Here is a 24,183-nt window from a genome sequence, read left to right as displayed (position 1 = left end):
AATAAAATAAAGAACTGTTTTGAAGTATAAGAACAGTGTGGAAAAAAGAAAGTGGTATCTTGAGTGTGTCAAGACGCCACTTTCTTTTCTTATGCGGACGCTTTATAATGGAATGCATAAAGGTAAAGGAATCATGGCAGGATGCAAAAGAAGGAGCGTGAAGGAATGGACAGGGGAGGCAAACGTAAGTATATAAAAATCAGACAGCTGGAAGAGAATCTGTCGCAGAAGCGGAGAGAACCTACTGGATGTAAATATATAGGAAAATATATAGGAAAATATATAAAACAGGATCTGGTTGTTGTGTCCGTGCTGGTCGGCGCACAGTTATTGGTTAATGTTTCCGGATTACAGTTAAGATATAGTAATGTGAATAGAATCGCTGCAGAAAGTGTTTATATGAAATTAACAGATACACATGAAACCGGAATTGGAAAGCTTTGTGCTGCGCAGAATGCAGAAGTGGAAAAGATGGTAAAGAATCTGACAGAAACAAAGTTGGAAAGAATGATGGCAGTAAAGGAACTGCCGGTTGTGGAGGAAATACCTGTTTCCCGGAAAACGATGTCAGTACCGGATGTTCATTGGATAAAAGCGGGTGGAGAATCAGAGGGGATTTCTTCGGAAGAAAGTGAAAGAATGATTGCAGATAATGTGATTGCTGTGGACGGAAATCTGGAGAAAACGGTTGCAGATACAACGGTTGCAGACACCACGATTACGGACGGCAAAAGTACAGATGTAATACCGAAAGATGATGCAGATACAAATGAGGCGCATTTGACGGGACTGGTAACGATTGGAAATTTTGCAGTGAATAAAGATGGTATTATCGAAAAATGTATAGATTCATATGCGGCATCGGTAGATGATACGGTAATTCTTCCGACAGATGAAAGATGTACTGGAATCGGAGCAGCGGCTTTTGATGAGATTATCAAAGTATCAGAAGTGATGGAAGTCTATATTCCGGCGAATATTACTTATATAGAAACAGAAGCTTTTGAAAAATTAAACAGTCTGATTTATATTGAAGTGGCAGAAGAAAATCCAGAATACGAAAGTATAGAAGGAATATTATATGATCGTGCCGGAAATGTGTTAGTATATCCGGCTGGGCGCGAAGAGGATGTGTAATGTGCACATCCTTTTTTAGATACCAAAGTATGCAAGAGAAGCTGCCAGTGGCAGGTTCTCTGTATTGCTGAGCACCCGTAAAAAAGGGAAAAAGGTTTTTTAGACACACTCTAGGATTTTTGAAATGCAGGTGTTATAATAGGCAAGGTCGATGAAAAGATATACAAAGCGTAAGAAAGAGCTGGAGGAGAGACATGAATATTCGACAGGTAACAGATGGCAAAGAAGCCTATATAGAACTTCTGCGCGAGGGGGATGCAGATGAAAGCAGAATCCGGAGGGTTCTGGAAGAGGGTGACCTGTTCCTTTTGGAAGAACACGGGAAGATCAGAACGATATGTGCGGCAATCTTTTCGGAAGAGAAAAGATGCGAAATAAAGAATATCGTAACACATGAAAAAGACAGAGGAAAAGGATACGGAAGATATATGATTCATTATATCTGTGAGCATTACTGCGGACAGTATGAATGGGTCTATATGAAAAAAGAACGATGTGAAGGCATCATGGAGTTCTGTGAAAAATGTGGATTTGTACAGGATGATGAAAAATATCTGAAAAAAGAACTGATGTCAGAGATTGACATCAAAAGAGTAATCAATCTTGCGATGGAAGCGGGAAGACTTCTTTTGAAGAATGGAGGAGAAATATTCAGGGTTGAAGAGACAATGATGCGGATCTGTCACAGATTTGGCGTAAAGTATGTGGATCTTTTTACATTAAGCCATGGTCTTTTTATATGTGCCGGTAATGATAAAGAAAAGCTGCATACGAGGGTAAAACAGGTTCCGCTTTCTTCCACACATCTTGGAATCGTAGCAGAAGTGAACGATCTTTCAAGAGAGATTGCAGCGGGAAATGTAGGCATAGAAGAAGCACAGAAAAAATTAAAAGAAATTAATAAAATGCCGACAAAGAAGATTTCATATCAGATCATTGCCTCTGGATTAAGTGCAGGTGGACTTGGCTATCTTCTGGGAGGAACACCGCGAGAAGCGCTGGTTGCCGTTCTGGTTGGATGCGGCGTATTTTCATGGTCGCTTTTTGCCGGCAGACATGGCATTTCCAAAATTCTGGTGCATATTGTAGGTGGTATCATTATTGCGGCACTGGCACTTGTGGCAATGCAGATTCCGCTGCTGGATCCGCTTAGGATGGAAGGAATTGTAACCGGAGGCATTATGCCACTGGTACCGGGACTTGCGTTTGTGAATGCGATCAGGGATCTGGCAGACAGTGACTATCTGGCGGGAACTGTAAAAATGATTGATGCGATCATGGTGTTCGTATATATTGCGATCGGGGTGGGCGCAGCCCTTGGCTTTTATCATAGCGTGCTGGGAGGTGTGTTATAATGGTTATAACGATGATTGCAAACCTGGTTTGTTCCTTTGTAGGAACGATTGCCTATGCGGTGATGTTCCAGGTGCCGAGACGTTTTTATATCGGATGCGGGATTACCGGTTCTACGGGCTGGATGGTATATAAGATTTTCTCCATGCACTGTTCTGCGGCAACGGCTTCCTTTTTAGGAACAATATGTACGGTGCTGGTCGCAAGACTTCTGACGGTACGTTTGAAATGTCCAATCACAATATTTCTTATTTCGGGAATTATTACACTGGTGCCTGGAGCGGGCATATATTTTACGGCCTATTATCTTGTGACAAACCAGCTGGCGATGGCCGCAGCAAAAGGTCTTGGGGCTGTAAAAGTAGCATTTGCAATTGTACTTGGTATTGTCTGTATTGTATCCATACCAAGAGAAGTGTTCCAGAAAGATTACTGGAAAGACAGAAAATTATCTAGGAAACAAAAGAAGATGCAGTAGAAAGGTTGCTGATGGCAATTGATTTGTGCTACAATAAGAAAACGGGCGATATTCTAGTATATTTTAGAGATACATAGATTATTACTATTACACGATTATAATAAAACAGGAGATAATGATAGTTATGAGTAAGGTAAGAACAAGATTTGCACCAAGTCCTACAGGAAGAATGCATGTAGGAAACTTAAGAACAGCACTGTATACGTATTTGATCGCAAAACATGCAGGCGGAGATTTTATTCTTCGAATTGAGGATACAGATCAGGAGCGTTTTGTAGAGGGAGCACTGGATATTATTTATCGTACTTTGAAAGAAACAGGACTGGTTCATGACGAAGGTCCGGATAAAGATGGCGGCGTTGGACCATATGTTCAGAGTGAGCGTAATGCACAGGGGATTTATCTGAAATATGCTGAACAGCTGATCGAACAGGGAGATGCATATTATTGCTTCTGTGACAAAGAAAGACTGGAATCATTAAAAAGCAAAGTTTCAGATGAAGATGGTGGTACAGAAATCGTTGTATACGACAAACACTGCCTGCATCTGAGCAAGGAAGAAATCGAGGCAAACCTTGCAGCAGGAAAACCTCATGTTATCCGTTTTAATATGCCGACAGAAGGAACAACTACATTCCACGATGAGATTTATGGAGATATTACAGTTCCGAATGAAGAACTGGATGATCTGATCCTGATCAAATCTGATGGATATCCGACATACAATTTTGCTAACGTAATCGACGATCATCTTATGGGAATTACACATGTCGTACGTGGAAATGAATACCTTTCATCTGCACCAAAATATAATAAGATTTACGAAGCGTTTGGATGGGATGTTCCGGTATATGTTCATTGCCCGCTGATTACAGATGAGAATCACAAAAAGCTCAGCAAGCGTTGTGGACATTCTTCTTATGAAGACCTGATCGAGCAGGGATTCGTAACAGAGGCAGTTGTAAACTACGTGGCACTTCTTGGATGGTCACCGGAAGGCAATCAGGAGATCTTTTCTCTGAAAGAGCTTGTGGAGGCATTTGATTACCGCCGTATGAACAAGTCGCCTGCAGTTTTTGATATTGGAAAACTGAAATGGATGAATGGTGAATACATCAAAGCTATGGACTTTGACAAGTTCTATGAAAGAGCAGAAAGTTATATCCGTGAGGTGATCACAAAAGATTATGATCTGAAGAAGATTGCAGCACTTGTAAAATCAAGAATCGAGATCTTCCCGGATATCGCAGAACAGATTGACTTCTTTGAGTCTGTTCCGGAATATGACACAGCAATGTATTGCCATAAGAAGATGAAGACAAATGAAGAAAATTCTCTGGAAGTTCTGAAAGAAGTATTGCCGCTTCTGGAAGCACAGGAAGATTACAGCAATGATGCACTGTTTGCTCTTCTTAAGAAATATGTAGAAGAAAAAGGTGTGAAAGTTGGTTATGTAATGTGGCCAATCCGTACAGCTGTATCTGGAAAACAGAGCACTCCGGGCGGAGCAACGGAGATTATGGAGATTCTTGGAAAAGAAGAGTCTGTAAAACGAATCAAAGACGGAATTGAACTGTTAAGCAAGTAAGGGGATTCTATGAGTTTAAATCATGCTCAGACAGAGGCAGTCGCCCACAACGAAGGACCTTGTATGGTCCTTGCCGGCCCCGGCTCGGGGAAAACTCTAACCATTGCAAAAAGAATAGAATATCTGATCATGAAGCATAAGGTAAGGCCAGAAGAAATTCTGGTCATTACCTTTACTAAGTATGCAGCAAACGAGATGAAAAACCGTACGCGCAGCGTGTGCGGCCCGGCTTCTTATGCTGTTACATTTGGGACGTTTCATGGTATTTATTATGGAATCTTAAAATGGGCATATCATCTGGATCAGTCGAATCTTCTGTCAGATGAAGAAAAATACCGGATGCTCAGGCAGATCCTTGCAGAGATTGAATGGGATCAGGAGCCGGAAGCGGATGAAGAAAAAGATTATCTTCAGGAACTGGCAATCGAGATTGGAAATGTGAAAAATAACTGCCTGGATATTGAACAATATGAACCGGTCAAGTATACAAAAAGTCTGTTTCAAAAGCTGTATCTTATATATGAAGAGCGGAAGAAGCAATACCGGAAAATTGATTTTGAAGACATGCTGGTCAGCTGTAGATCATTGTTCATGAGCAGACCGGATATACTGGAAAAATGGCAGCAGAAGTTCAAATATATTCTGGTTGATGAGTTTCAGGATGTGAATCAGGCGCAGTATGATGTAGTGCGTATGCTGGCAGCGCCGCAGAACAATTTGTTTGTGGTAGGTGATGATGATCAGTCAGTATATGGATTCCGGGGAGCGAAACCTGGGATCATGATGGAATTTATGAAAGATTATCCGCAGGCAAAGCAGATTCTTCTGGATGTCAATTACAGATCTACTGGATATATTGTAAAAGGAGCCCTGCGTGTGATATCGAACAATCATATGCGGTTTGAAAAAAAGATTGAGGCCTTCAAAAAGAACGAAGAGACGGTTCATGTGCAGGAGGTTACAGATCCGCCACAGGAAGCAGATTATGTATTAGAAAAGATCAAAGAATATAAAGAAAAGAATATTCCCTATACGCAGATGGCAGTATTGTACCGGACGAATCTGGATGCGAGAGCTCTGTCTGAAAAGCTGATGGAGTATCAGATTCCATTTACTATGAAAGAACAGCTGAATAATATTTATGATCATTTTATTGCGCAGGATCTGATGTGCTATTTTCATTTGTCGCAGGGAGAATTGGAAAGAAGATATTTCCTGCAGGTTGCCAACCGGCCGAAAAGATATATTTCACGGGAAAGTATGTCAGGGGGAAAGGTGTCATATGATTCGCTTAGGAAGTTTTATAAAGAGAAGGACTGGATGGTTAACCGGATCGATCAGCTTGAATGGGATATGAAGATGATCAAAGATAAAACACCATACGCGGCAATTCAGTATATCCGCAAAAGCATGGGATATGATGAATTTTTAAAAGAATATGCAGCATATCGCAAACTCGATGTAGAAAATCTGATGACTATTCTGGAAGAAATATGGCAGAATTCCAAAGGATACCGCACAATCGGGGAATGGTTCACTCATGTAGAAAAATACAGAGAGCTTTTGAAAGAACAAAATCAGAAAAAAGCGGACGCAGAAGGAGTCAGCCTGATGACGATGCATGCAGCGAAAGGTCTGGAATTTGATACGGTATTTATCATAGAAGGAAATGAAGGAAGTACACCTTACAAGAAAGCGCAGTCGGATGAAGAGATTGAAGAAGAACGTCGTCTCTTTTATGTGGCAATGACAAGAGCAAAAAGAAAACTGACCGTTTGTTATGTAAAAGAAAAAAACGGAAAAGATATGACTCCTTCCCGTTTTGTTTCCGAATTACTCTATGATGTCTGAATCATCGAAGTCCTGTGAATCCATCCAGTCGTCGAATGCTTCTGCAGCAATTTCATATTCTTCATCATCTTCAATGTTACCGAGGTCTGGTTCTCCGTCCTCGGTTTCGTTGTACTGATAGAGGTATACATCGCCTGATTCGTTTGGCTCAAGATTTTCATCCAGTGGAAGTAAAGCGATATATTCCTGACCGGCAGCTTCATATACGGTAAGAATTGCACATTCCAGTACTTCGTCATTGTCGAGGGTTAATTCTACTGTTGTGTAGCTTTCTTCAGTTTCCTTTGTGTCACCCATAGCATAGTCTCCTTTATTAAATATTATAAGTTGCTTTTACTTTATCAAAGAAAGATATAAAAAGCAAGATGCTAGTAGCCAAACAGATAAAAATGTTGTAAAATACATCTGTATGTAATGCAATAATAAGGAGGAATATGACATGATGAAAAAGAGAATGTTAGGAGTGATCGTTATGATGCTCGTAGGCATTTTCGCATTGTCCGGATGTAAAAAAGAAGCTGGAAAGCCAGTGGACAATGCTGTCAGTGAGGATACAACAGATGATTCAGAGGATACAGATCAGACGGAAGATGTGGGAAAATTCAAGTTTGGCTTTTCGGTGATTGATATGCAGAATCCGTACTTTATTACATTGGAAGAAGCTGCGCAGCAGGTAGTAGACAAAGAAGAATGTACGATGATCGTGAAAGACCCGGGAAGTAATGCGGATACACAGGCTGAACAGATCCAGGAAATGATCGATGAAGGGATTGATGCGATCTTCCTGTGTCCGGTGGACTGGGAAAAGATCACGCCTTCTTTACAGGCCCTTCAGGAAGCGGGGGTAAAGATCATCAACGTGGATTCAGAAGTAAAAGATACAGATTATATTGATGCATATATCGGATCCAATAATGCAGAGGCAGGAAAGCTTTGTGGAAATGATATGATCGAGAGATGCCCGGATGGCGGAAATGTAGCAATTCTGGAAGCAACGGCACAGAATTCGATCAATGAAAGAATTACCGGATTTGAACAGGCTATTGCAAAAGCAGAAAAAGGTTTTGAAGTGATCGCAAGAGAAGATACCAATGGAACATTTGACAGTGCATTAGAGGCGGCAAAAAAGATATTGAATGAACAGTCGGATATTACTGCAATTATGTGTGGAAATGACCAGATTGCAGTGGCAGCGAAGACGGCACTGAATCTTGTGGGAAACGATCAGACAATCGTATACAGCGTAGATGGTTCGCCGGATATAAAAAAAGAACTGAAAAAAGCAGACAATCAGATTGCGGGAACGGTAGCACAATCTCCAATCAACATAGGAAAAACAGCAGTAACAACAGCGCTGGCTGTTCTGGAAGATAAAGAATTTGAAAAAGAAACATATATGGATGTGTTTATGATTAATAAAGAGAATGTGGAGATGTATGGGGCAGACGGATGGCAGTAAGCATCCGGCAGACATCGGGAAGGAATAGACATGAAAGAAGTGCAGGGGTATCCATTGCCGCTTGGGGTAAAGATATATAACGATAAGATAAATTTTTCAATTGCAGCTCCGGCTGGAAAGGCATGCAGGCTGTTGATATATCGAAGAGGAAGAAAGCATCCGTGCCAGCAGTTTGAAATGAGACAAACCGTAGGTGAAGTCAGATGTCTGGCTCTTGAGGATATTGATCCGGAAAAATATGAATATAATTATATGATCGGTGATGAAATTGTGGTGGATCCTTATGCGCAGGCGCTGGCGGGACGTGAGCGCTGGGGCGTAAAAAAAGACGTCCAGGAACATGAAGTCAGAGGAAGGTTCGTAGATCAGTCTTATGACTGGGAGGGAGACCGGCCATTGCAGCTGACTTATCACGAAGTGGTAGCATACAGCCTGCATGTACGTGGATATACCAGACATTCATCTTCAAAAGTAAAAGCTAAGGGAACATTTCAGGGGATGCAGGAAAAACTTCCGTATCTGAAAGATCTTGGAATCAATCAGGTCCATTGTATGCCGGTATATGAATTCGACGAGTGCAACCGTTATGGAAATTACTGGGGATACGGGGATGGCTATTTCTTCGCTCCTAAGAGTGCCTATGCAGCAGATGGAGATGGTGCAAAGAGCCTGAAAGATATGGTAAAAGCATATCATAAGGCGGGGATAGAAATTGTACTGGAGATGCCTTTTGTACAGGGGACAGATAAGATGATGATGTTAGAATGTCTCCGCCATTATGTGATGGAGTATCATATAGATGGATTTATATTGAATCCACTGATTGCGCCGATGGAAAGTGTACAGGCGGATCCGGTGTTAAAATGTACGAAGATTATGGAACACCAACTTGGATTCCAGACGGTTATGCGCCGGTTCTTAAAAGGTGATGAAGGAATGGTACATGATGTCATTTACTGGCTGAAACATCATTCTGAAAAAGAAGGTATTTTTAATTATATTGCAGATCAGACGGGATTTACACTGAACGATCTGGTGTCTTATGACGCAAAGCACAATGAAGAGAATGGCGAAAATAATCAGGATGGTCCGGATTATAACTTCAGCTGGAATTGTGGTGCGGAAGGACCAAGTCGGAAAAGGGCAGTTACAGAACTTAGAAAACATCAGATACGAAATGCATTCTTTCTGGTGCTTCTGGCGCAGGGGACACCTTGTATTCTGGCTGGAGATGAGTTTGGAAATACACAAAAGGGAAATAATAACGTCTATTGTCAGGACAATCCGACCGGATGGACCGACTGGAGGGGACTGGAAAAGAAAAAAGATTTGTATGAATTTGTAAAGAAGCTGATAGCGTTCAGGAAAAATCATCCAATTCTGACACCGGAACAGGAAGTACAGGGAATTGATCTGTCGTGCTGCGGTGTTCCGGATGTGTCTTATCATGGGGAAGAAGCGTGGCAGGTTCCGGAGGAAGTCTCCAGTAGACAATTGGGTGTGTATTACAGCGGTGCGCAGACGAAAAGTGCAGACTGCTATGTGGCATATAATATGCACTGGTTAACACACACATTTGCTTTACCGGCTCTTCCGAAAGGATATGGCTGGTATGTGAAGGCGACGACACAGGACGGAATTATGAATGAGCCAAAACTGTTAAAAAATCAAAGAAAAGTGGAGTTAAAAGAGAGGACGGTAGCAGTTCTGACTGCGGATCGTATTGTGGAGGCCAAGGTGAAGAAAAATGAAAGCAATACAACATCTAAAGACCATAAATCATCATAAATATCTTGTAATGAAAGAATGCTTTGCTGTAGGATTATACAGGCAGGGACTGCTTCATGATATGTCGAAGTATTCGCCGACGGAGTTCCTGGTGGGATGCAGATATTACCAGGGAAACAGAAGTCCGAACAATGCAGAAAGAGAAAAGACAGGCTATTCAAAGGCATGGCTGCATCATAAAGGACGCAACAAACATCATTATGAATACTGGATTGATTACAGTACAGATCCAAAAGAGGGAATCATCGGGCTTAAGATGCCGGTCAGATATGTTGTAGAGATGTTCATGGATCGTATTGCGGCATCAAAGACTTATCAGGGGGATGCGTATCAGGACTGCCATCCATTAGAGTATTACGAAAAAGGTGCAGCAAGGCTTGGGAAGATGATTCATCCGGATACTGCAAGACTGTTACATTATTTATTAAAGATGCTGGCAGAGGATGGGGAACAGAAGACGTTTGAATATATCAGGAAGGTTGTCTTAAGAGAGAAAACATATTAGAGTACAAAGGTGGTCTGGAGACGGGTTTTGCGTAAGTTTTTTAAAAAATTGAAATATTTTAAAAAATTTCAAAAAACCTGTTGACAGATCAGGGATCATCCTGTATTATATATCTTGTCGCTGAGATAAAACAGCAGACGAAATGCGGAAGTGTCGGAACTGGCAGACGAGCAAGACTAAGGATCTTGTAAGCATTGCGCTTGTGTGGGTTCAAGTCCCATCTTCCGCAGTAACCTTTCAAATGAAAGGTGTAATAAAAATACATATTGTAAACGCGGAAGTGTCGGAACTGGCAGACGAGCAAGACTAAGGATCTTGTAAGCATTGCGCTTGTGTGGGTTCAAGTCCCATCTTCCGCAGTAAACCTCAGTAAATAGCTGAGGTTTTTTTCTACCCATTTGTAAAAAATAAGCTGGAAAAAAGATTTGAAAAAATAAAGGAAATAGAAAAGTTTTGTCGAATAATATATATGAGGAGATTTTATATGTATTATTCTGATGAGATTATAGAAGAAGTAAGATCTAGAAATGATATCGTAGACGTGATATCAACATATGTAAAATTACAGAAAAAAGGAAGTTCGTATTTTGGACTTTGTCCGTTTCACAATGAAAAGTCCCCTTCTTTTTCGGTAAGCAGACAAAAACAGATGTATTATTGTTTTGGATGTGGCGCAGGAGGAAATGTATTTACCTTTCTGATGGAATATGAGAATTACACATTCGTAGAGGCGTTAAAATATCTGGCCGACCGTGCAGGTGTAGATCTTCCGGAGGAAGAATATTCCAGAGAGGAAAAAGAACGGGCAGACACAAGGGCTGTACTGCTTGAGATTAATAAGCTTGCCGCACAATATTATTATGTGCAGCTGATGAGCAGTCAGGGAGCGATCGGAATGGAGTATTTCAAAAAAAGAAAGCTCAGTGATGAGACGATCCGTGCATTTGGTCTGGGGTATTCGAACAAATACAGTGATGATCTGTACCGTTATCTGAAGTCAAAAGGCTACAAAGATGATATGATCGCAAAGGCAGGACTTATTTCCGTTGATGAAAAGCATGGCGTGTATGATAAGTTCTGGAACAGGGTGATGTTCCCGATCATGGACGTGAACAGCCGGGTGATTGGATTTGGCGGTCGTGTAATGGGAGATGCCAAACCAAAATATCTGAATTCACCGGAGACAATGATTTTTGATAAAAGTCGTAATCTTTATGGACTGAACCGGGCAAGACGTACCAAGAAACCATACTTTTTACTGTGTGAGGGCTATATGGATGTGATATCGCTTCACCAGGCAGGTTTTACAAATGCAGTAGCGTCTCTTGGGACAGCGCTTACGCCGGGACACGCTTCACTGATCAGGCGTTATGTACAGGAAGTATATCTGACGTATGACAGCGACGGGGCAGGTACAAAAGCAGCACTTCGTGCAATGCCGATTTTGAAGGAAGCCGGTATTACAGCGAAGATTATCCGTATGGAACCTTATAAAGATCCAGATGAATTTATAAAGAATCTTGGTGCTGAGGCGTTTGAACAGAGGATTGCAAGTGCCAGAAATGTATTCATGTACAGTCTGGAAGTTCTGGAGAAAAATTATGATATGAATTCACCGGAAGGTAAGACGGAATTCATGAAAGAGACCGCCAGAAGACTGACAGAGTTCGAAGAAGAGATTGAACGTAATAATTACATAGAAGCGGTTGCAAAAAGCTATCATGTAGGATTTGAAGACCTGCGTAAGCTTGTGGGACGGATGGCTGTGCAGACAGGACTTGCAAAACCAGCTGTAAAACCACGTGAGACATTAAACCGTAAGAAGAATAAAGAAGATGGCATACTGGTATCACAGAAGATTCTTCTTACATGGCTGATCGAAAGTGAAGACATATTCCGGCAGATTGAAAAGTATATTACACCGGATGACTTCTCGGGAGATTTATACCGCAAAGTCGCAAAACTTTTATATGAGCAATATGAAAAGCATGAGGTGAACCCGGCGCAGATTATGAATCATTTTACAGATGAGGAAGAACACCGGGAGGTTGCGAGCCTGTTCCATACAAAGATTAAAGAACTGACTACAGTGAAGGAACAGGAGAAGGCATTGCAGGAAACGATATTAAGAGTAAAGGATCACAGTATTGCTGAGGCAACGAAGAATCTGGATCCGACGGATATTCAAGGGCTGCAGCGTCTGATGAATGAAAAAAGAAAAATGCAGGATCTAAGGGCACTGCATATTTCCATTAATTAAGGATAAAATATAAACAAGCAATGAGAGGATGGACATTACATGGATGAAAATATCGTAAAATTCCAGGAAAAATTAAGAGAACTGGTATCACTTGGAAAAAAGAAAAAAAGTATCCTGGAGATTCAGGAGATCAATGATTTCTTCTCTGATATGGATCTGGATTCGGATCAGATGGAGAAAGTGTTTGATTATCTGGAAGCAAATAATATTGATGTTCTCAGAATCAGTAATGACGATGATGACATTCCGGATGATATTATCGTATCAGACGAGGATGACATAGATGTTGAAAAGATAGATCTGTCTGTGCCGGATGGAATCAGTATTGAGGATCCGGTCCGTATGTATCTGAAAGAAATCGGTAAAGTACCACTTCTGACTGCAGAAGAAGAAGTGGATCTGGCAAAGAGAATGGCAGAAGGAGATGAGGATGCCAAGAAACGTCTGGCAGAGGCAAACTTACGTCTGGTAGTAAGTATTGCAAAGAGATATGTCGGACGAGGAATGTTATTCCTGGATCTGATTCAGGAAGGAAACTTAGGTCTTATTAAGGCTGTTGAGAAATTTGACTACCACAAAGGATTTAAGTTCAGTACCTATGCTACATGGTGGATCAGACAGGCAATCACAAGAGCAATTGCTGATCAGGCAAGAACCATCCGTATTCCTGTTCATATGGTAGAGACGATCAATAAACTGATCCGTGTATCCAGACAGTTACTGCAGGAACTGGGACGTGAACCTACGCCGGAAGAGATCGCAGCAGAACTGGATATGCCGGTAGAAAGAGTAAGAGAAATTCTGAAGATTTCTCAGGAACCGGTTTCTCTGGAGACTCCGATCGGAGAAGAAGAGGACAGTCATCTGGGAGACTTTATTCAGGATGATAACGTACCGGTTCCGGCTGAGGCAGCAGCACAGACACTGTTAAAAGAGCAGCTGGATGAAGTGCTGGATACTCTGACAGAGAGAGAGCAGAAGGTATTAAGACTCAGATTTGGAATGAATGATGGACGTGCACGTACACTGGAAGAAGTCGGCAAAGAATTCGATGTTACCCGTGAGCGTATCCGTCAGATCGAGGCGAAAGCGCTGAGAAAATTACGTCATCCAAGCCGGAGCAGAAAATTAAGAGATTATTTAGATTAAGAAAAGAGGCGCCTATGGAACTATCAAAAAGACTGCAGGCAGTTGCAGATCTGGTGACAGAGGGCGCCTCTGTTGCAGATATCGGAACGGATCACGGATATATACCAATTTATCTGGTAGAGAAGCATATTGCCCAAAAAGTGATTGCGCTGGATATCAACAGAGGCCCGCTGGAAAGAGCCAGGATGCATATTGTCGGGCATGGATTAAAAGGGAAAATAGAAACGAGACTTTCGGACGGACTTGAAAAAGTAGAACCCGGAGAAGTAGATACAATGATCGCAGCCGGAATGGGTGGAGGCCTCGTTATTAAGATACTGATGGAAGGTCATGAAGTCGTACAGACATTGGATACGATGATCTTGCAGCCGCAGTCGGAGATTGAAAGAGTAAGACGGTTTTTGCAGAAACAACATCTGAAGATCATAGAAGAAGATATGGTAGAAGAAGATGGAAAGTTCTATCCGATGATGAAAGTGGTACATGCAGAACCGGAAGTATATTCACAATGTGAATATATATATGGAAAAAAATTGCTGGAAGACCGGCATCCTGTACTGAAAAAGTATCTGGATCGAGAGATGGCGGTAAAAGAAAGTGTATTTCATCAGTTGTTCAGACATCAGAACAGTGTAAGTGCAATGGAACGGATGGAAGAAGTAAAAAAGGAAATCGTACTGACACAACAGGCATTAAAATATTACGAGTAAAAGAAAGGAAGTATGCAGTATGTTATGTAAAGAAGTAATGGACGTGATTGAAAGAGAGTATCCTCTTAGTTATGCTCTTGACTGGGATAATGTAGGACTCCTGGTTGGAAGAGATGATAAAGAGGTAAAACGGATTTATATCGCACTGGATGCAACGGATGACGTGATTGAAAAAGCAATCAGTGTGCAGGCAGATATGCTGATCACACATCATCCGATGCTTTTTTCACCGGTTAAAAAGATAAATAATCTTGATTTTACCGGCGGCCGGATTCTGAAGCTGATCCAGAATGATATTTCTTACTATGCAATGCATACGAATTACGATGTGCTTGGGATGGCGGATCTTTCCGGCGACAAGATGAATATGCGGGATGCAGAGATCCTGGAAGTAACCAGCGAAGGTGATATTGGAAAAGAAGATGAACCGGAAGGAATTGGGAGAGTTTCTGATCTTGAAGAACCGATGACGCTTAGAGAGTGCTGTGAAGATGTCAAAGAGGCATTTCATCTGGGAGCCGTAAAAGTCTTTGGGAATCTGGAACAGAAGGTGAAACGCATTGCAATATGTCCGGGATCAGGGAAAAGTGTGATACGGACAGCGCTTGAGAAAAAGGCAGATGTATTGATTACAGGAGATATTGGTCATCATGAAGGTATTGATGCTGTGGAACAGGGGCTGGCAATCATAGATGGCGGACATTATGGTATTGAGCATATATTTATTGAAGATATGCGTCAGTATCTGGAAAAGAATCTGCAACAGGTAGACGTGGTGGCAGCACCAATCAGTCATCCGTTTCTGATTGTGTAGTGAAAGGACATAAGTGCTACAGAAGCTGAATATAGTGAAAATGAGGTGAGCTTATGAAGAACCAGAATTATGAAGAGCAGATCCAACAAGAAACCACAGCAGACAGAAAATTCTATACCGTAGAAGTGAATAATGAAAGCAGAAAATTCCAAGAAGGAACAAGCTACCGGGAGATAGCAGAAGCATATCAGAAAGACTATCCACATGATATTGTGCTTGCTTTTGTAAATGGAAGACTACAGGAATTATTCAAAACACTGGATCAGAATTGCAAGATGCAATTTGTTACAACCGGAGAACCACTTGGATACAAAGCGTACAGAAGAAGCATGAGCCTGATGCTTGTAAAAGCCGTATACGATGTGGCCGAGCATAAGAATATTGATAAAGTCCGGATTCATTATTCTGTCAGTAAGGGGTACTATTGTACGATCGAAGGAAAGATTGAACTGACGCAGGAATTTCTGGATAAAGTAGACACGCGGATGCGGGAAATGGTGAAACAGGATCTTCCGATACAGAAAAAAAGTGTGCATACGGACGATGCGATTGCGATGTTTGGAAAGCACGGAATGCACGATAAAGAAAGATTGTTTCATTACAGACGGGTCTCCCGCGTGAACATTTACCGCATGAATGAATTCGAAGATTATTATTACGGATATATGGTTCCGAGCGCAGGATACCTGAAATATTTTAAATTGTATCTGTATGATGAAGGGTTCGTAATCCAGATGCCAGGACAGAATGATCCAGAAGTGGTTCCTCCATTTGAACCACAAAACAAGTTGTTCAGTGTGCTAAAGGAATCAACCAGCTGGGGAGATTCACAAGGGATTGAAACAGTAGGAGATCTGAATGATAAGATTACCCGGGGAAATGTTAATGAACTGGTTCTGGTACAGGAGGCACTTCAGGAAGAAAAGATTGCACAGATTGCAGAACAGATTAAGAAACGGCCGGATGTCAGATTTGTCCTGATTGCGGGCCCGTCTTCTTCCAGCAAGACAACATTCTCACATCGATTGTCTGTTCAGCTCCGTGCAAATGGACTGTGTCCGTATCCGATTGCGGTAGATAATTACTTTAAAGAAAGAGAAGAAAATCCGAAAGACGAGAATGGCAATTATGACTTTGAAGGTCTGGGAGCAGTAGATATCAAACTTTTTAACCAGCAGCTGCAGGATCTGCGGGATGGGAAAGAAGTGGTCATGCCGGAGTTTAATTTTGTGACAGGGCACAAGGAGTTCAGGGGACCTGCTAAGAAATTAAAAGAGAATGAAGTACTGGTAATAGAAGGTATACACTGCCTGAATCCGGAACTGACAAAAAACTTGCCGGATAAAAATAAGTTCAAGATATATATCAGTGCACTGACGCAGTTGAATATAGATGAACATAACCGGATTCCGACAACGGATGGACGACTGATCCGCAGAATTATACGGGATGCAAGAACAAGAGGTACTTCTGCAAAAGAGACGATTCGGATGTGGCCGTCTGTCAGAAAAGGGGAAGAACGTAATATTTTTCCATATCAGGAAGAAGCAGATGTAATGTTCAATTCAGCACTGATCTATGAACTGGCAGTATTAAAGCCATATGTGGAAGCACTGCTTTTCGGGATTGAACGGGACTGCCCGGAATATCTGGAAGCAAAAAGACTTTTAAAATTCCTGGATTATTTTGTGGGAATTGGAAGTGAAAATGTGCCGGCGAATTCTCTGCTAAGAGAATTTATCGGAGGTGGATGTTTCCGCGTCTGAAACAAAGTGATGACGATATAAAAACAGCAGAATATATACCAAAGGTTAAGAGAAAAAGCGGTATATATTCTGCTGTTTTTTGTATCAAAGTAAGAAGATTAAAGATAGATCTTTTTCAAATAATCAATCTTAGAATGCATATTCTGCATCAACAGATCGACCAGGGTAATAGCTGCCATAGACTCTACAACGACAACTGCACGTGGGACAACGACAGGATCGTGGCGTCCGGATATTTCAATTTCGATATTATCCCCAGAGGTATTGACTGTTCTCTGAGGCTGTGAAATAGATGGAGTTGGTTTTACTGCTGCCCGGAAAATAATCTGACTTCCATCACTTAATCCGCCCAGGATACCACCACTGTGATTAGTTGCTTTGCGGATCTGTCCGTTTTCGGAAAGGAATGCATCGTTATTGATACTTCCGGTAGAAGAGGTTACAGCAAAACCATCGCCGAATTCAATACCTTTTACTGCACCGATAGACATAACTGCCTGTGCAAGAGCTGCATCCAACTTGTCAAATACAGGTTCTCCGATACCGGCAGGCATACCATCGATCAGGCATTCAATCATTCCACCGGAAGAATCTCTTTCCTGGATACATTTTTCAAGATAAGTACTGGCCTGGGCTGCATAATCCAGATTTGGCATGTACAGGTGGTTTTCACTGATCACATCGAAATCGTAAGCGCTATCAGGAATCATGACTGGCCCGATGGATTTAGTATAAGTAGTCAGGCGGATTCCCAGTGTTTCAAGAATGCGGCAAGCAACAGCACCGGCTGCGACACGTCCGATCGTTTCCCGTCCGGAAGTGCGTCCGCCACCCCGGTAATCCCGAAGGCCGTATTTCTGATCAAAGGTATAATCAGCGTGACCAGGGCGGTAACAATCTTTGATCTTGCTGTAGTCATGAGAACGCTGGTCTTTGTTATGGACGATGAGGGAAATCGGTGTTCCAGTTGTGATATCTTCAAGCACACCGGAAAGAATCTCTACCTGATCTGATTCTTTTCTGGCTGTGGTGAATTTGCTTTGGCCAGGCTTGCGTCGATTGAGAAATGTCTGTATATAATCAGCAGTAAGTGGAATTCCGGCCGGGCAGCCATCGATTACAACACCGAGCGCCGGTCCATGAGATTCTCCCCATGTGGTAATAGTGAATAAGGTTCCGTATGTAGATCCTGCCATGTTTGTTGTCTCCTTAGAATAGATTTGGTCAAAAATTGACTATGATTGTATTATATAGAAAAAGAAATGAAGCCGCAATCATAAAATATTCATAAATTCTAAAGGATTTTTTTTATAATTTGTCTGTACTTTTCCATTTGTGCATATTATAATTAGGAAGCGTGAACTTTATATAAGAGAATTATTTACTATAGAGGAGTAAGGCAAAATGAGTAAGATCGATGAACAAAAAGATGAAATCGCAGCTGCAATGGAACAATTGCAGGATGATGAGACGTATGCAGACGAGGGGTTTGCAGAAATTGATGTGGAGGACGAAGAAGACTCAGGAAAGAAAATGAAAAAAGAAAAAAGAAAATTCAGACGTGGAAGACGGAAAAAGAAAAGATTGAGTAACAAAATGGCAATAGCTTTATCATTGATTGTATCTGTATTAGCAGTCGGATATGTCGGAATAGCTGTGTATTATAGTGGACATTTTTTTGCAAATACAAAAATCAATGGAATTGACTGTTCAAACAAAAGTGTAAACGAGGTCGAGTCTTATCTGGAAAAACAGGTGGCTGATTATAAGCTTACTTTAAAAGAGTCCGGTGATAAGAGTGAAGAGATAACAGGACAAAGCATTTCTTTAAAGTACGTGCCTGGCGATCAGATTAAAAACTTACTGGAAAATCAGAATCAGTTCCTGTGGCCGGAATCATTTTTCAAAAATCAGAACGTGGAAGCGAAGATTGGCGTAGAATACGATGAAAGCACGCTGAAAACCATGGTTGCAAATCTGGAATGCATGAAAGAAGAAAATCAGGTAGCAGCAGTAAATGCACATCCGGAGTACCAGAATGACAAGTTTGTGATTATACCAGAGACAGAAGGAACACAGATTGATGCAGAAAAATTCCGGAATCTGGTCATTGAATCAGTAAATGGATTAAGCGATGAACTTAATCTTTCAGAGGCTGGATGTTATCAGGAACCACAGTATACATCTGAATCTGACAAGGTAAAGGAAGCATGCGATACAATGAATAAGTATCTTGGTGTAACGGTTACTTATGATTTTTCAACTACTACAGAAGTGGTAAATGCAACACAGCTTTCACAGTGGGTGAAGGTTGATGATGATATGAATGTTGTATTTGATGAAACTGCTGTAAAGGCGTATATCCAGTCTCTGGCAGATAAGTATGATACAAAAGGAAAACAAAGAACATTTACTTCTGCAAGTGGTAATACGGTAACTGTTTCCGGTGGAAGTTATGGATGGAAGATCGACCAGAGTGCAGAATATAATGCGCTGATTGCGAATATTCAGAGTGGGGAATCTGTGACAAGAGAGCCGAATTATTCCAGCCGTGCAGCAAGTCATGAGGGCAATGACGTGGGAAATACCTACGCAGAAGTTAATCTGTCTACACAGCATATGTATTTTGTAAAAGATGGACAGATTGCGCTGGAGACAGATGTAGTAACAGGTAATCCAAATAAAGGAAATAGTACACCGGCGGGTGTTTATTCGCTGGCTTATAAAGCAAAAGACCAGGTTCTTAGAGGAACAAAAAAAGCAGATGGTACATATGAATATGAGACACCGGTTAGTTACTGGATGCCGTTCAATGGCGGAATAGGATTCCATGATGCATCATGGCAGCCGACCTTCGGTGGAAGCAGATATCTGACAAATGGTTCTCACGGATGTGTCAATATGCCGCCTGCAATGGCAGCACAGCTGTTTAATCTGATCTCAGCTGGAACACCAGTTGTTGTTCATAATTAAAAATGATAATCATTGATGAGGATAACAGAGTATGTATGAATTGATAAAAAAAGACGGTCGTGCAAAACGTGGACGGCTGCATACAGTACACGGGGTCATTGAGACCCCTGTATTTATGAATGTAGGTACGGCAGCAGCCATAAAAGGAGCTGTTGCAACAACGGACCTTCAGGAAATAAAAACACAGGTAGAATTATCGAATACGTATCATCTTCATGTGCGTCCTGGAGATGAAGTGGTAAAGAAGATGGGCGGACTGCACAGATTCATGAACTGGGATAAGCCGATTCTTACGGATTCGGGCGGATTTCAGGTATTCTCACTGGCAGGACTCAGAAGAATCAAAGAAGAAGGAGTCTACTTTAATTCCCATATTGATGGAAGAAAGATATTCATGGGACCGGAAGAAAGCATGCAGATCCAGTCAAACCTTGCTTCGACAATTGCGATGGCTTTTGATGAGTGTCCATCCAGCGTAGCTGACAGGGAATATATGGAAAAATCAGTTGCACGTACGACCAGATGGCTCGAGCGCTGCAAAAAAGAGATGGACAGATTGAATTCACTTCCAGATACGATCAATAAGCATCAGATGCTGTTTGGAATCAATCAGGGAGGTGTCTATGAGGACATCCGTATCCAGCATGCAGATGAAATCTCGAAGCTTGATCTGGACGGATATGCCGTTGGCGGTCTGGCGGTTGGAGAAAGCCATGAGGAGATGTACAGAATCCTGGATGCAGTAGTACCGCATCTGCCAGAGAATAAGCCGACTTATCTGATGGGAGTCGGAACTCCGGCAAATATTCTGGAAGCCGTCGACAGAGGTGTGGATTTCTTTGACTGTGTATATCCAAGCAGAAATGGACGGCACGGACATGTGTACACCAATCACGGTAAACTGAATCTGTTCAATGCCAAATTTGAACTGGACGCAAAGCCAATCGAAGAGGGATGTCAGTGTCCGGCCTGCAGAAATTATTCCAGAGCATATATCCGTCATCTGCTGAAAGCAAAAGAGATGCTTGGAATGCGACTTTGTGTTCTGCACAATCTGTATTTTTATAATACAATGATGGAAGAAATCAGAGATGCCATTGAACAGGGGTGTTATAAAGAATACAAAGAAAAGAAAATTGCAGCGGTAACAGGAAAGAATCAATAAAATAATGAAAAAAACATAAAAAACCTTGCTGAATGCGAGGTTTTTGTGTATGATAGCAATAGTGTTTAAAGATAAGTAGGAGGAAAAGAAATGTTTTCATTAGCAGCACAGAGCTCCGGCACAAGCTGGATCGTTTTAATTGCAGTATATGCAGTAATCTTCGGAGGCTTTTATTTTGTATTTATGAGACCTCAGAAAAAAGAGCAGAAGAGAGTACAGGCCATGATCAATGACATGGAAGTTGGAGATACAGTACTTACAACAAGCGGCTTCTATGGTGTATTGATTGACATCACTGATGAAGATGTAGTCGTAGAGTTTGGACACAACAGAAACTGCCGTATTCCAATGCAGAAGACAGCAATTGCCCAGGTTGAAAAAACATCTGCGGAATAAGAAGAATAAAATTATAAAAAAGGAGAATCTGTTAATATGTACAGGTTCTTCTTTTTTTATATGCTAAAGTATGCAAGAGAAGCTGCCAGTGGCAGGTTCTCTGTATAATCGCCATGTGTTCAAAATAAGTTGACGATGGCGTGTTCTGCAGATAAATTATATCCCGAAAGTTTTTATAAAATGCATGAGATTGGGCTCTTGGTGGGATAGTGTATATTTGTATAAAATATATAGGATTGTGCGGGAATAAAGACAAAAGAAGCCTATATTGTTCGTATAAATATACACAAATTGCACAAAATTGCATACAAGGGCGATTTTGAAAACGATTATCAGAATAAGGCTTGATATTTTCTTCACGAGATGTTATACTGACGGCGCAAAAGAAAATGAAAGATAGGAAAGGGGAACAAAAAGATGGCACATTTTGAGCAGTGGGCTGGTTTTAAAGGAAAAGAATGGGTGAACTCCGTAGATGTTCGTAGCTTTATCCAGGAGAACTATACACCATATGAGGGAGACGAATCCTTCCTGGAAGGACCAACAGAAGCAACCAATATTTTATGGGGTAAACTTCAGGAACTGCAGAAAGAAGAGCGTGCAAAAGGCGGCGTTCTTGATATGGAGACAGAAGTAGTATCTGGTCTTACAGCATATGGCCCGGGATACATCAGTGAAGAGACAAAAGATCTTGAGAAGGTTGTTGGTCTTCAGACAGACAAACCTCTGAAGAGAGCATTTATGCCATACGGTGGAATCAAGATGGCTGAGCAGGCTTGTACAACATACGGATATCAGCCAAGCGAAAAGCTTCATGAGATCTTTACAAAATATCATAAAACACACAACCAGGGAGTATTCGATATCTATACACCTGAAATGAAGAAAGCAAGACACAACAAGATCATCACAGGTCTTCCGGATACATACGGAAGAGGACGTATCGTTGGTGACTACCGTCGTGTAGCTCTTTATGGTATCGACTTCCTGATCGAGAGAAAACAGTATGACTTCGAGCGTTATGCAAGACACGGAATGAAAGGAACAGATTTCCGTCTTCGTGAAGAGCTCGCAGATCAGATCAAAGCTCTGAAAGAAATGAAAGAAATGGCAGCAGCATATGGCTACGACATTTCACAGCCAGCGAAAGATGCTCACGAAGCAGCACAGTGGCTGTACTTCGGATATCTTGCAGCAATCAAGACTCAGAACGGAGCTGCAATGAGTGTTGGACGTATCTCTACATTCCTTGATATCTATATTGAAAGAGACTTAAAAGCTGGAAAGATCACAGAAAAAGAAGCTCAGGAATTAATCGACCACATGGTAATGAAATTCCGTATGGTTAAGTTCGCAAGAATCCCATCTTACAACGAACTGTTCTCAGGAGACCCTACATGGGCAACACTGGAAGTTGGTGGACTTGGACAGGACGGACGTTCTATGGTAACAAAGAATGACTATCGTTTCCTTCACACACTGAAGAACATGGGACCTTCACCAGAACCAAACCTTACAGTACTTTACTCTTCAAGACTGCCAGAGAACTTCAAGAAGTTTGCAGCCCTGATTTCAGTAGAGACAAGCTCAATCCAGTATGAGAATGATGATGTTATGCGTCCAGTATGGGGCGATGACTATTCAATCTGCTGCTGCGTATCTGCTACAGAGACAGGTAAAGAGATGCAGTTCTTCGGAGCTCGTGCAAACCTTGCTAAGTGTCTGTTATATGCTATCAACGGTGGTATTGATGAAAAGAACAAAATACAGGTTGCACCTGCTTACAGACCAATTACATCTGAGTATCTTGACTTTGATGAAGTAATGGAAAAATACGATGCTATGATGGAATGGCTGAGCAAACTGTATGTTGATACACTGAACATGATTCACTACATGCATGACAAATATTACTATGAAGCAGCTCAGATGTCTCTGATCGACACAGACGTTAAGCGTTCATTTGCAACAGGTATTGCAGGATTCTCTCACGTAGTAGATTCACTTTGCGCTATCAAATACGCTAAGGTTAAAGCTATCCGTGACGAAGACGGAATCACAACAGATTTTGAAATCGAAGGAGACTTCCCAAGATACGGTAACGATGATGACCGTGCAGATGAGATGGCTGTATGGCTTCTTAAGACATTCATGCACAAACTGAACAAGTGCCACACATACAGAAATTCTGTACCTACAACATCAATCCTTACAATTACTTCTAACGTAGTATATGGTAAGGCTACAGGATCTCTTCCAGACGGAAGAAAAGCAGGAGAGCCACTTTCACCAGGTGCTAACCCATCTTACGGTGCAGAAAAGAGCGGACTTCTTGCATCTCTTAACTCTGTTGCTAAGCTGCCATACGAGCTGGCTCTGGATGGTATTTCTAATACTCAGACAATCAGCCCAAGTGCACTTGGACATACAGATGACGAGCGTAAAGAAAACCTTGCACGTGTAATGGACGGATACTTCGATCAGGGAGCACATCACCTGAACGTTAACGTATTTGGTACAGACAAACTGGTTGACGCTATGGAACACCCAGAGAAACCAGAATACGCTAACTTCACAATCCGTGTATCTGGATACGCAGTTAAGTTCATCGACCTGACTCGCGAACAGCAGTTAGACGTAATCGCAAGAACTTGCCACGATCATATGTAAAAACTATGAGCCATGCATCAGATGAGACGGATACAGTAATCAAGCTCGCTTGAATTACTGTATCTGGATCAGCTGATATACGGCGACAGCCGTCAGCGAGATGAAGCAAAGCGGAATCGAG

The 24,183-nt window shown here is 41.6% G+C and carries 19 protein-coding genes and 2 tRNA genes; 19 read left to right on the top strand and 2 right to left on the bottom strand.

The genetic code is table 11. From position 1 onward, the window contains the following. The first annotated feature begins 141 nt into the window (after positions 1–141). From ACWJAF_RS01685 to ACWJAF_RS01665, 5 genes are all read left to right on the top strand, one after another. Entirely contained in the window at positions 142–1,137 is a 996-nt protein-coding gene (locus ACWJAF_RS01685) for a hypothetical protein (protein WP_448861782.1), read from the top strand. Between the two features lie 194 nt (positions 1,138–1,331). After that, positions 1,332–2,492: a GNAT family N-acetyltransferase gene (locus tag ACWJAF_RS01680; RefSeq protein ID WP_448861781.1), complete on the top strand. Its 1,161-nt coding sequence runs from the start codon at positions 1,332–1,334 to the stop codon at positions 2,490–2,492. Next, entirely contained in the window at positions 2,492–2,968 is a 477-nt protein-coding gene (locus tag ACWJAF_RS01675; RefSeq protein ID WP_296032141.1) for a threonine/serine exporter family protein, read from the top strand. Before ACWJAF_RS01680 ends, ACWJAF_RS01675 begins: the two co-directional genes overlap by 1 nt. A 124-nt stretch (positions 2,969–3,092) precedes the next feature. Continuing rightward, positions 3,093–4,556 (top strand): glutamate--tRNA ligase, encoded by a 1,464-nt coding sequence (gltX, locus tag ACWJAF_RS01670; RefSeq protein ID WP_296032139.1) that lies wholly within the window; start codon positions 3,093–3,095, stop codon positions 4,554–4,556. 9 nt (positions 4,557–4,565) lie between these two features. Then, positions 4,566–6,407: an ATP-dependent helicase gene (locus tag ACWJAF_RS01665; protein WP_448861779.1), complete on the top strand. Its 1,842-nt coding sequence runs from the start codon at positions 4,566–4,568 to the stop codon at positions 6,405–6,407. On the opposite strand, the gene ACWJAF_RS01660 is transcribed toward ACWJAF_RS01665, so the two are convergent. After that, positions 6,390–6,704: a DUF1292 domain-containing protein gene (locus ACWJAF_RS01660; protein ID WP_296032137.1), complete on the bottom strand. Its 315-nt coding sequence runs from the start codon at positions 6,702–6,704 to the stop codon at positions 6,390–6,392. The two genes, ACWJAF_RS01665 and ACWJAF_RS01660, sit on opposite strands and share 18 nt — an antisense overlap. A 142-nt stretch (positions 6,705–6,846) precedes the next feature. On the opposite strand from ACWJAF_RS01660, the gene ACWJAF_RS01655 reads away from it, so the two are divergent. The 10 genes from ACWJAF_RS01655 to ACWJAF_RS01610 all read left to right on the top strand — a co-directional run bounded on the left by ACWJAF_RS01655 (position 6,847) and on the right by ACWJAF_RS01610 (position 16,858). Next, positions 6,847–7,866, top strand: coding sequence for a substrate-binding domain-containing protein (locus ACWJAF_RS01655; RefSeq protein ID WP_296032136.1), 1,020 nt, complete (start codon positions 6,847–6,849; stop codon positions 7,864–7,866). Between the two features lie 30 nt (positions 7,867–7,896). After that, positions 7,897–9,654, top strand: a complete 1,758-nt coding sequence (locus tag ACWJAF_RS01650; protein ID WP_296032135.1) for an alpha-amylase family glycosyl hydrolase — start codon at positions 7,897–7,899, stop codon at positions 9,652–9,654. After that, positions 9,614–10,159, top strand: coding sequence for a DUF5662 family protein (locus ACWJAF_RS01645; RefSeq protein ID WP_296032134.1), 546 nt, complete (start codon positions 9,614–9,616; stop codon positions 10,157–10,159). Before ACWJAF_RS01650 ends, ACWJAF_RS01645 begins: the two co-directional genes overlap by 41 nt. Before the next feature lie 144 nt (positions 10,160–10,303). Beyond that, positions 10,304–10,388 (top strand) — tRNA-Leu (locus tag ACWJAF_RS01640). Positions 10,389–10,433: 45 nt separating this feature from the next. Beyond that, positions 10,434–10,518 (top strand) — tRNA-Leu (locus tag ACWJAF_RS01635). A gap of 125 nt (positions 10,519–10,643) precedes the next feature. Continuing rightward, positions 10,644–12,419: a DNA primase gene (gene dnaG / locus ACWJAF_RS01630; protein ID WP_296094020.1), complete on the top strand. Its 1,776-nt coding sequence runs from the start codon at positions 10,644–10,646 to the stop codon at positions 12,417–12,419. Positions 12,420–12,458: 39 nt separating this feature from the next. Then, on the top strand, positions 12,459–13,568 hold the full coding sequence (gene rpoD / locus ACWJAF_RS01625; RefSeq protein ID WP_296030918.1) for an RNA polymerase sigma factor RpoD: 1,110 nt from the start codon (positions 12,459–12,461) through the stop codon (positions 13,566–13,568). Positions 13,569–13,582: 14 nt separating this feature from the next. Then, a complete protein-coding gene (locus tag ACWJAF_RS01620) occupies positions 13,583–14,278 on the top strand; it encodes a tRNA (adenine(22)-N(1))-methyltransferase (RefSeq protein WP_448861775.1) in 696 nt (231 codons plus the stop codon). Positions 14,279–14,297: 19 nt separating this feature from the next. Further along, positions 14,298–15,092 carry a Nif3-like dinuclear metal center hexameric protein gene (locus ACWJAF_RS01615; protein WP_296094015.1) on the top strand — a complete coding sequence of 265 codons (795 nt, stop codon included), beginning with the start codon at positions 14,298–14,300 and terminating at the stop codon, positions 15,090–15,092. 53 nt (positions 15,093–15,145) lie between these two features. After that, positions 15,146–16,858 carry a nucleoside kinase gene (locus tag ACWJAF_RS01610; protein WP_296094011.1) on the top strand — a complete coding sequence of 571 codons (1,713 nt, stop codon included), beginning with the start codon at positions 15,146–15,148 and terminating at the stop codon, positions 16,856–16,858. 98 nt (positions 16,859–16,956) lie between these two features. On the opposite strand, the gene aroC is transcribed toward ACWJAF_RS01610, so the two are convergent. Continuing rightward, entirely contained in the window at positions 16,957–18,054 is a 1,098-nt protein-coding gene (gene aroC / locus ACWJAF_RS01605) for a chorismate synthase (protein ID WP_448861772.1), read from the bottom strand. A 208-nt stretch (positions 18,055–18,262) separates the two neighbouring features. On the opposite strand from aroC, the gene ACWJAF_RS01600 reads away from it, so the two are divergent. The 4 genes from ACWJAF_RS01600 to pflB all read left to right on the top strand — a co-directional run bounded on the left by ACWJAF_RS01600 (position 18,263) and on the right by pflB (position 24,062). After that, entirely contained in the window at positions 18,263–19,831 is a 1,569-nt protein-coding gene (locus ACWJAF_RS01600; protein ID WP_448861770.1) for a peptidoglycan binding domain-containing protein, read from the top strand. Positions 19,832–19,862: 31 nt separating this feature from the next. After that, a complete protein-coding gene (tgt, locus tag ACWJAF_RS01595) occupies positions 19,863–20,996 on the top strand; it encodes a tRNA guanosine(34) transglycosylase Tgt (RefSeq protein WP_296030932.1) in 1,134 nt (377 codons plus the stop codon). A 90-nt stretch (positions 20,997–21,086) separates the two neighbouring features. Next, a complete protein-coding gene (yajC, locus tag ACWJAF_RS01590; protein ID WP_448861768.1) occupies positions 21,087–21,392 on the top strand; it encodes a preprotein translocase subunit YajC in 306 nt (101 codons plus the stop codon). Positions 21,393–21,809: 417 nt separating this feature from the next. Further along, entirely contained in the window at positions 21,810–24,062 is a 2,253-nt protein-coding gene (gene pflB, locus ACWJAF_RS01585) for a formate C-acetyltransferase (RefSeq protein WP_296030937.1), read from the top strand. Positions 24,063–24,183 lie beyond the last annotated feature (121 nt).

The sequence above is a fragment of the Dorea sp. genome (assembly GCF_977044405.1).
The sequence above is the reverse complement of the archived record's forward strand: the minus strand, read 5'-3'. Positions and strand labels throughout refer to the sequence as shown.

Excerpts from the sequence above, each read along its gene's own strand:
- ACWJAF_RS01650 (WP_296032135.1), top strand. The coding sequence starts at position 7,897 with ATGAAAGAAGTGCAGGGGTATCCATTGCCGCTTGGGGTAAAGATATAT.
- dnaG (WP_296094020.1), top strand. The coding sequence starts at position 10,644 with ATGTATTATTCTGATGAGATTATAGAAGAAGTAAGATCTAGAAATGAT.
- ACWJAF_RS01615 (WP_296094015.1), top strand. The coding sequence starts at position 14,298 with ATGTTATGTAAAGAAGTAATGGACGTGATTGAAAGAGAGTATCCTCTT.
- ACWJAF_RS01655 (WP_296032136.1), top strand. The coding sequence starts at position 6,847 with ATGATGAAAAAGAGAATGTTAGGAGTGATCGTTATGATGCTCGTAGGC.
- tgt (WP_296030932.1), top strand. The coding sequence starts at position 19,863 with ATGTATGAATTGATAAAAAAAGACGGTCGTGCAAAACGTGGACGGCTG.
- ACWJAF_RS01610 (WP_296094011.1), top strand. The coding sequence starts at position 15,146 with ATGAAGAACCAGAATTATGAAGAGCAGATCCAACAAGAAACCACAGCA.
- pflB (WP_296030937.1), top strand. The coding sequence starts at position 21,810 with ATGGCACATTTTGAGCAGTGGGCTGGTTTTAAAGGAAAAGAATGGGTG.
- yajC (WP_448861768.1), top strand. The coding sequence starts at position 21,087 with ATGTTTTCATTAGCAGCACAGAGCTCCGGCACAAGCTGGATCGTTTTA.
- ACWJAF_RS01600 (WP_448861770.1), top strand. The coding sequence starts at position 18,263 with ATGAGTAAGATCGATGAACAAAAAGATGAAATCGCAGCTGCAATGGAA.
- ACWJAF_RS01660 (WP_296032137.1), bottom strand. The coding sequence starts at position 6,704 with ATGGGTGACACAAAGGAAACTGAAGAAAGCTACACAACAGTAGAATTA.
- ACWJAF_RS01685 (WP_448861782.1), top strand. The coding sequence starts at position 142 with ATGCAAAAGAAGGAGCGTGAAGGAATGGACAGGGGAGGCAAACGTAAG.
- ACWJAF_RS01665 (WP_448861779.1), top strand. The coding sequence starts at position 4,566 with ATGAGTTTAAATCATGCTCAGACAGAGGCAGTCGCCCACAACGAAGGA.
- rpoD (WP_296030918.1), top strand. The coding sequence starts at position 12,459 with ATGGATGAAAATATCGTAAAATTCCAGGAAAAATTAAGAGAACTGGTA.
- aroC (WP_448861772.1), bottom strand. The coding sequence starts at position 18,054 with ATGGCAGGATCTACATACGGAACCTTATTCACTATTACCACATGGGGA.
- gltX (WP_296032139.1), top strand. The coding sequence starts at position 3,093 with ATGAGTAAGGTAAGAACAAGATTTGCACCAAGTCCTACAGGAAGAATG.
- ACWJAF_RS01680 (WP_448861781.1), top strand. The coding sequence starts at position 1,332 with ATGAATATTCGACAGGTAACAGATGGCAAAGAAGCCTATATAGAACTT.
- ACWJAF_RS01620 (WP_448861775.1), top strand. The coding sequence starts at position 13,583 with ATGGAACTATCAAAAAGACTGCAGGCAGTTGCAGATCTGGTGACAGAG.
- ACWJAF_RS01675 (WP_296032141.1), top strand. The coding sequence starts at position 2,492 with ATGGTTATAACGATGATTGCAAACCTGGTTTGTTCCTTTGTAGGAACG.
- ACWJAF_RS01645 (WP_296032134.1), top strand. The coding sequence starts at position 9,614 with ATGAAAGCAATACAACATCTAAAGACCATAAATCATCATAAATATCTT.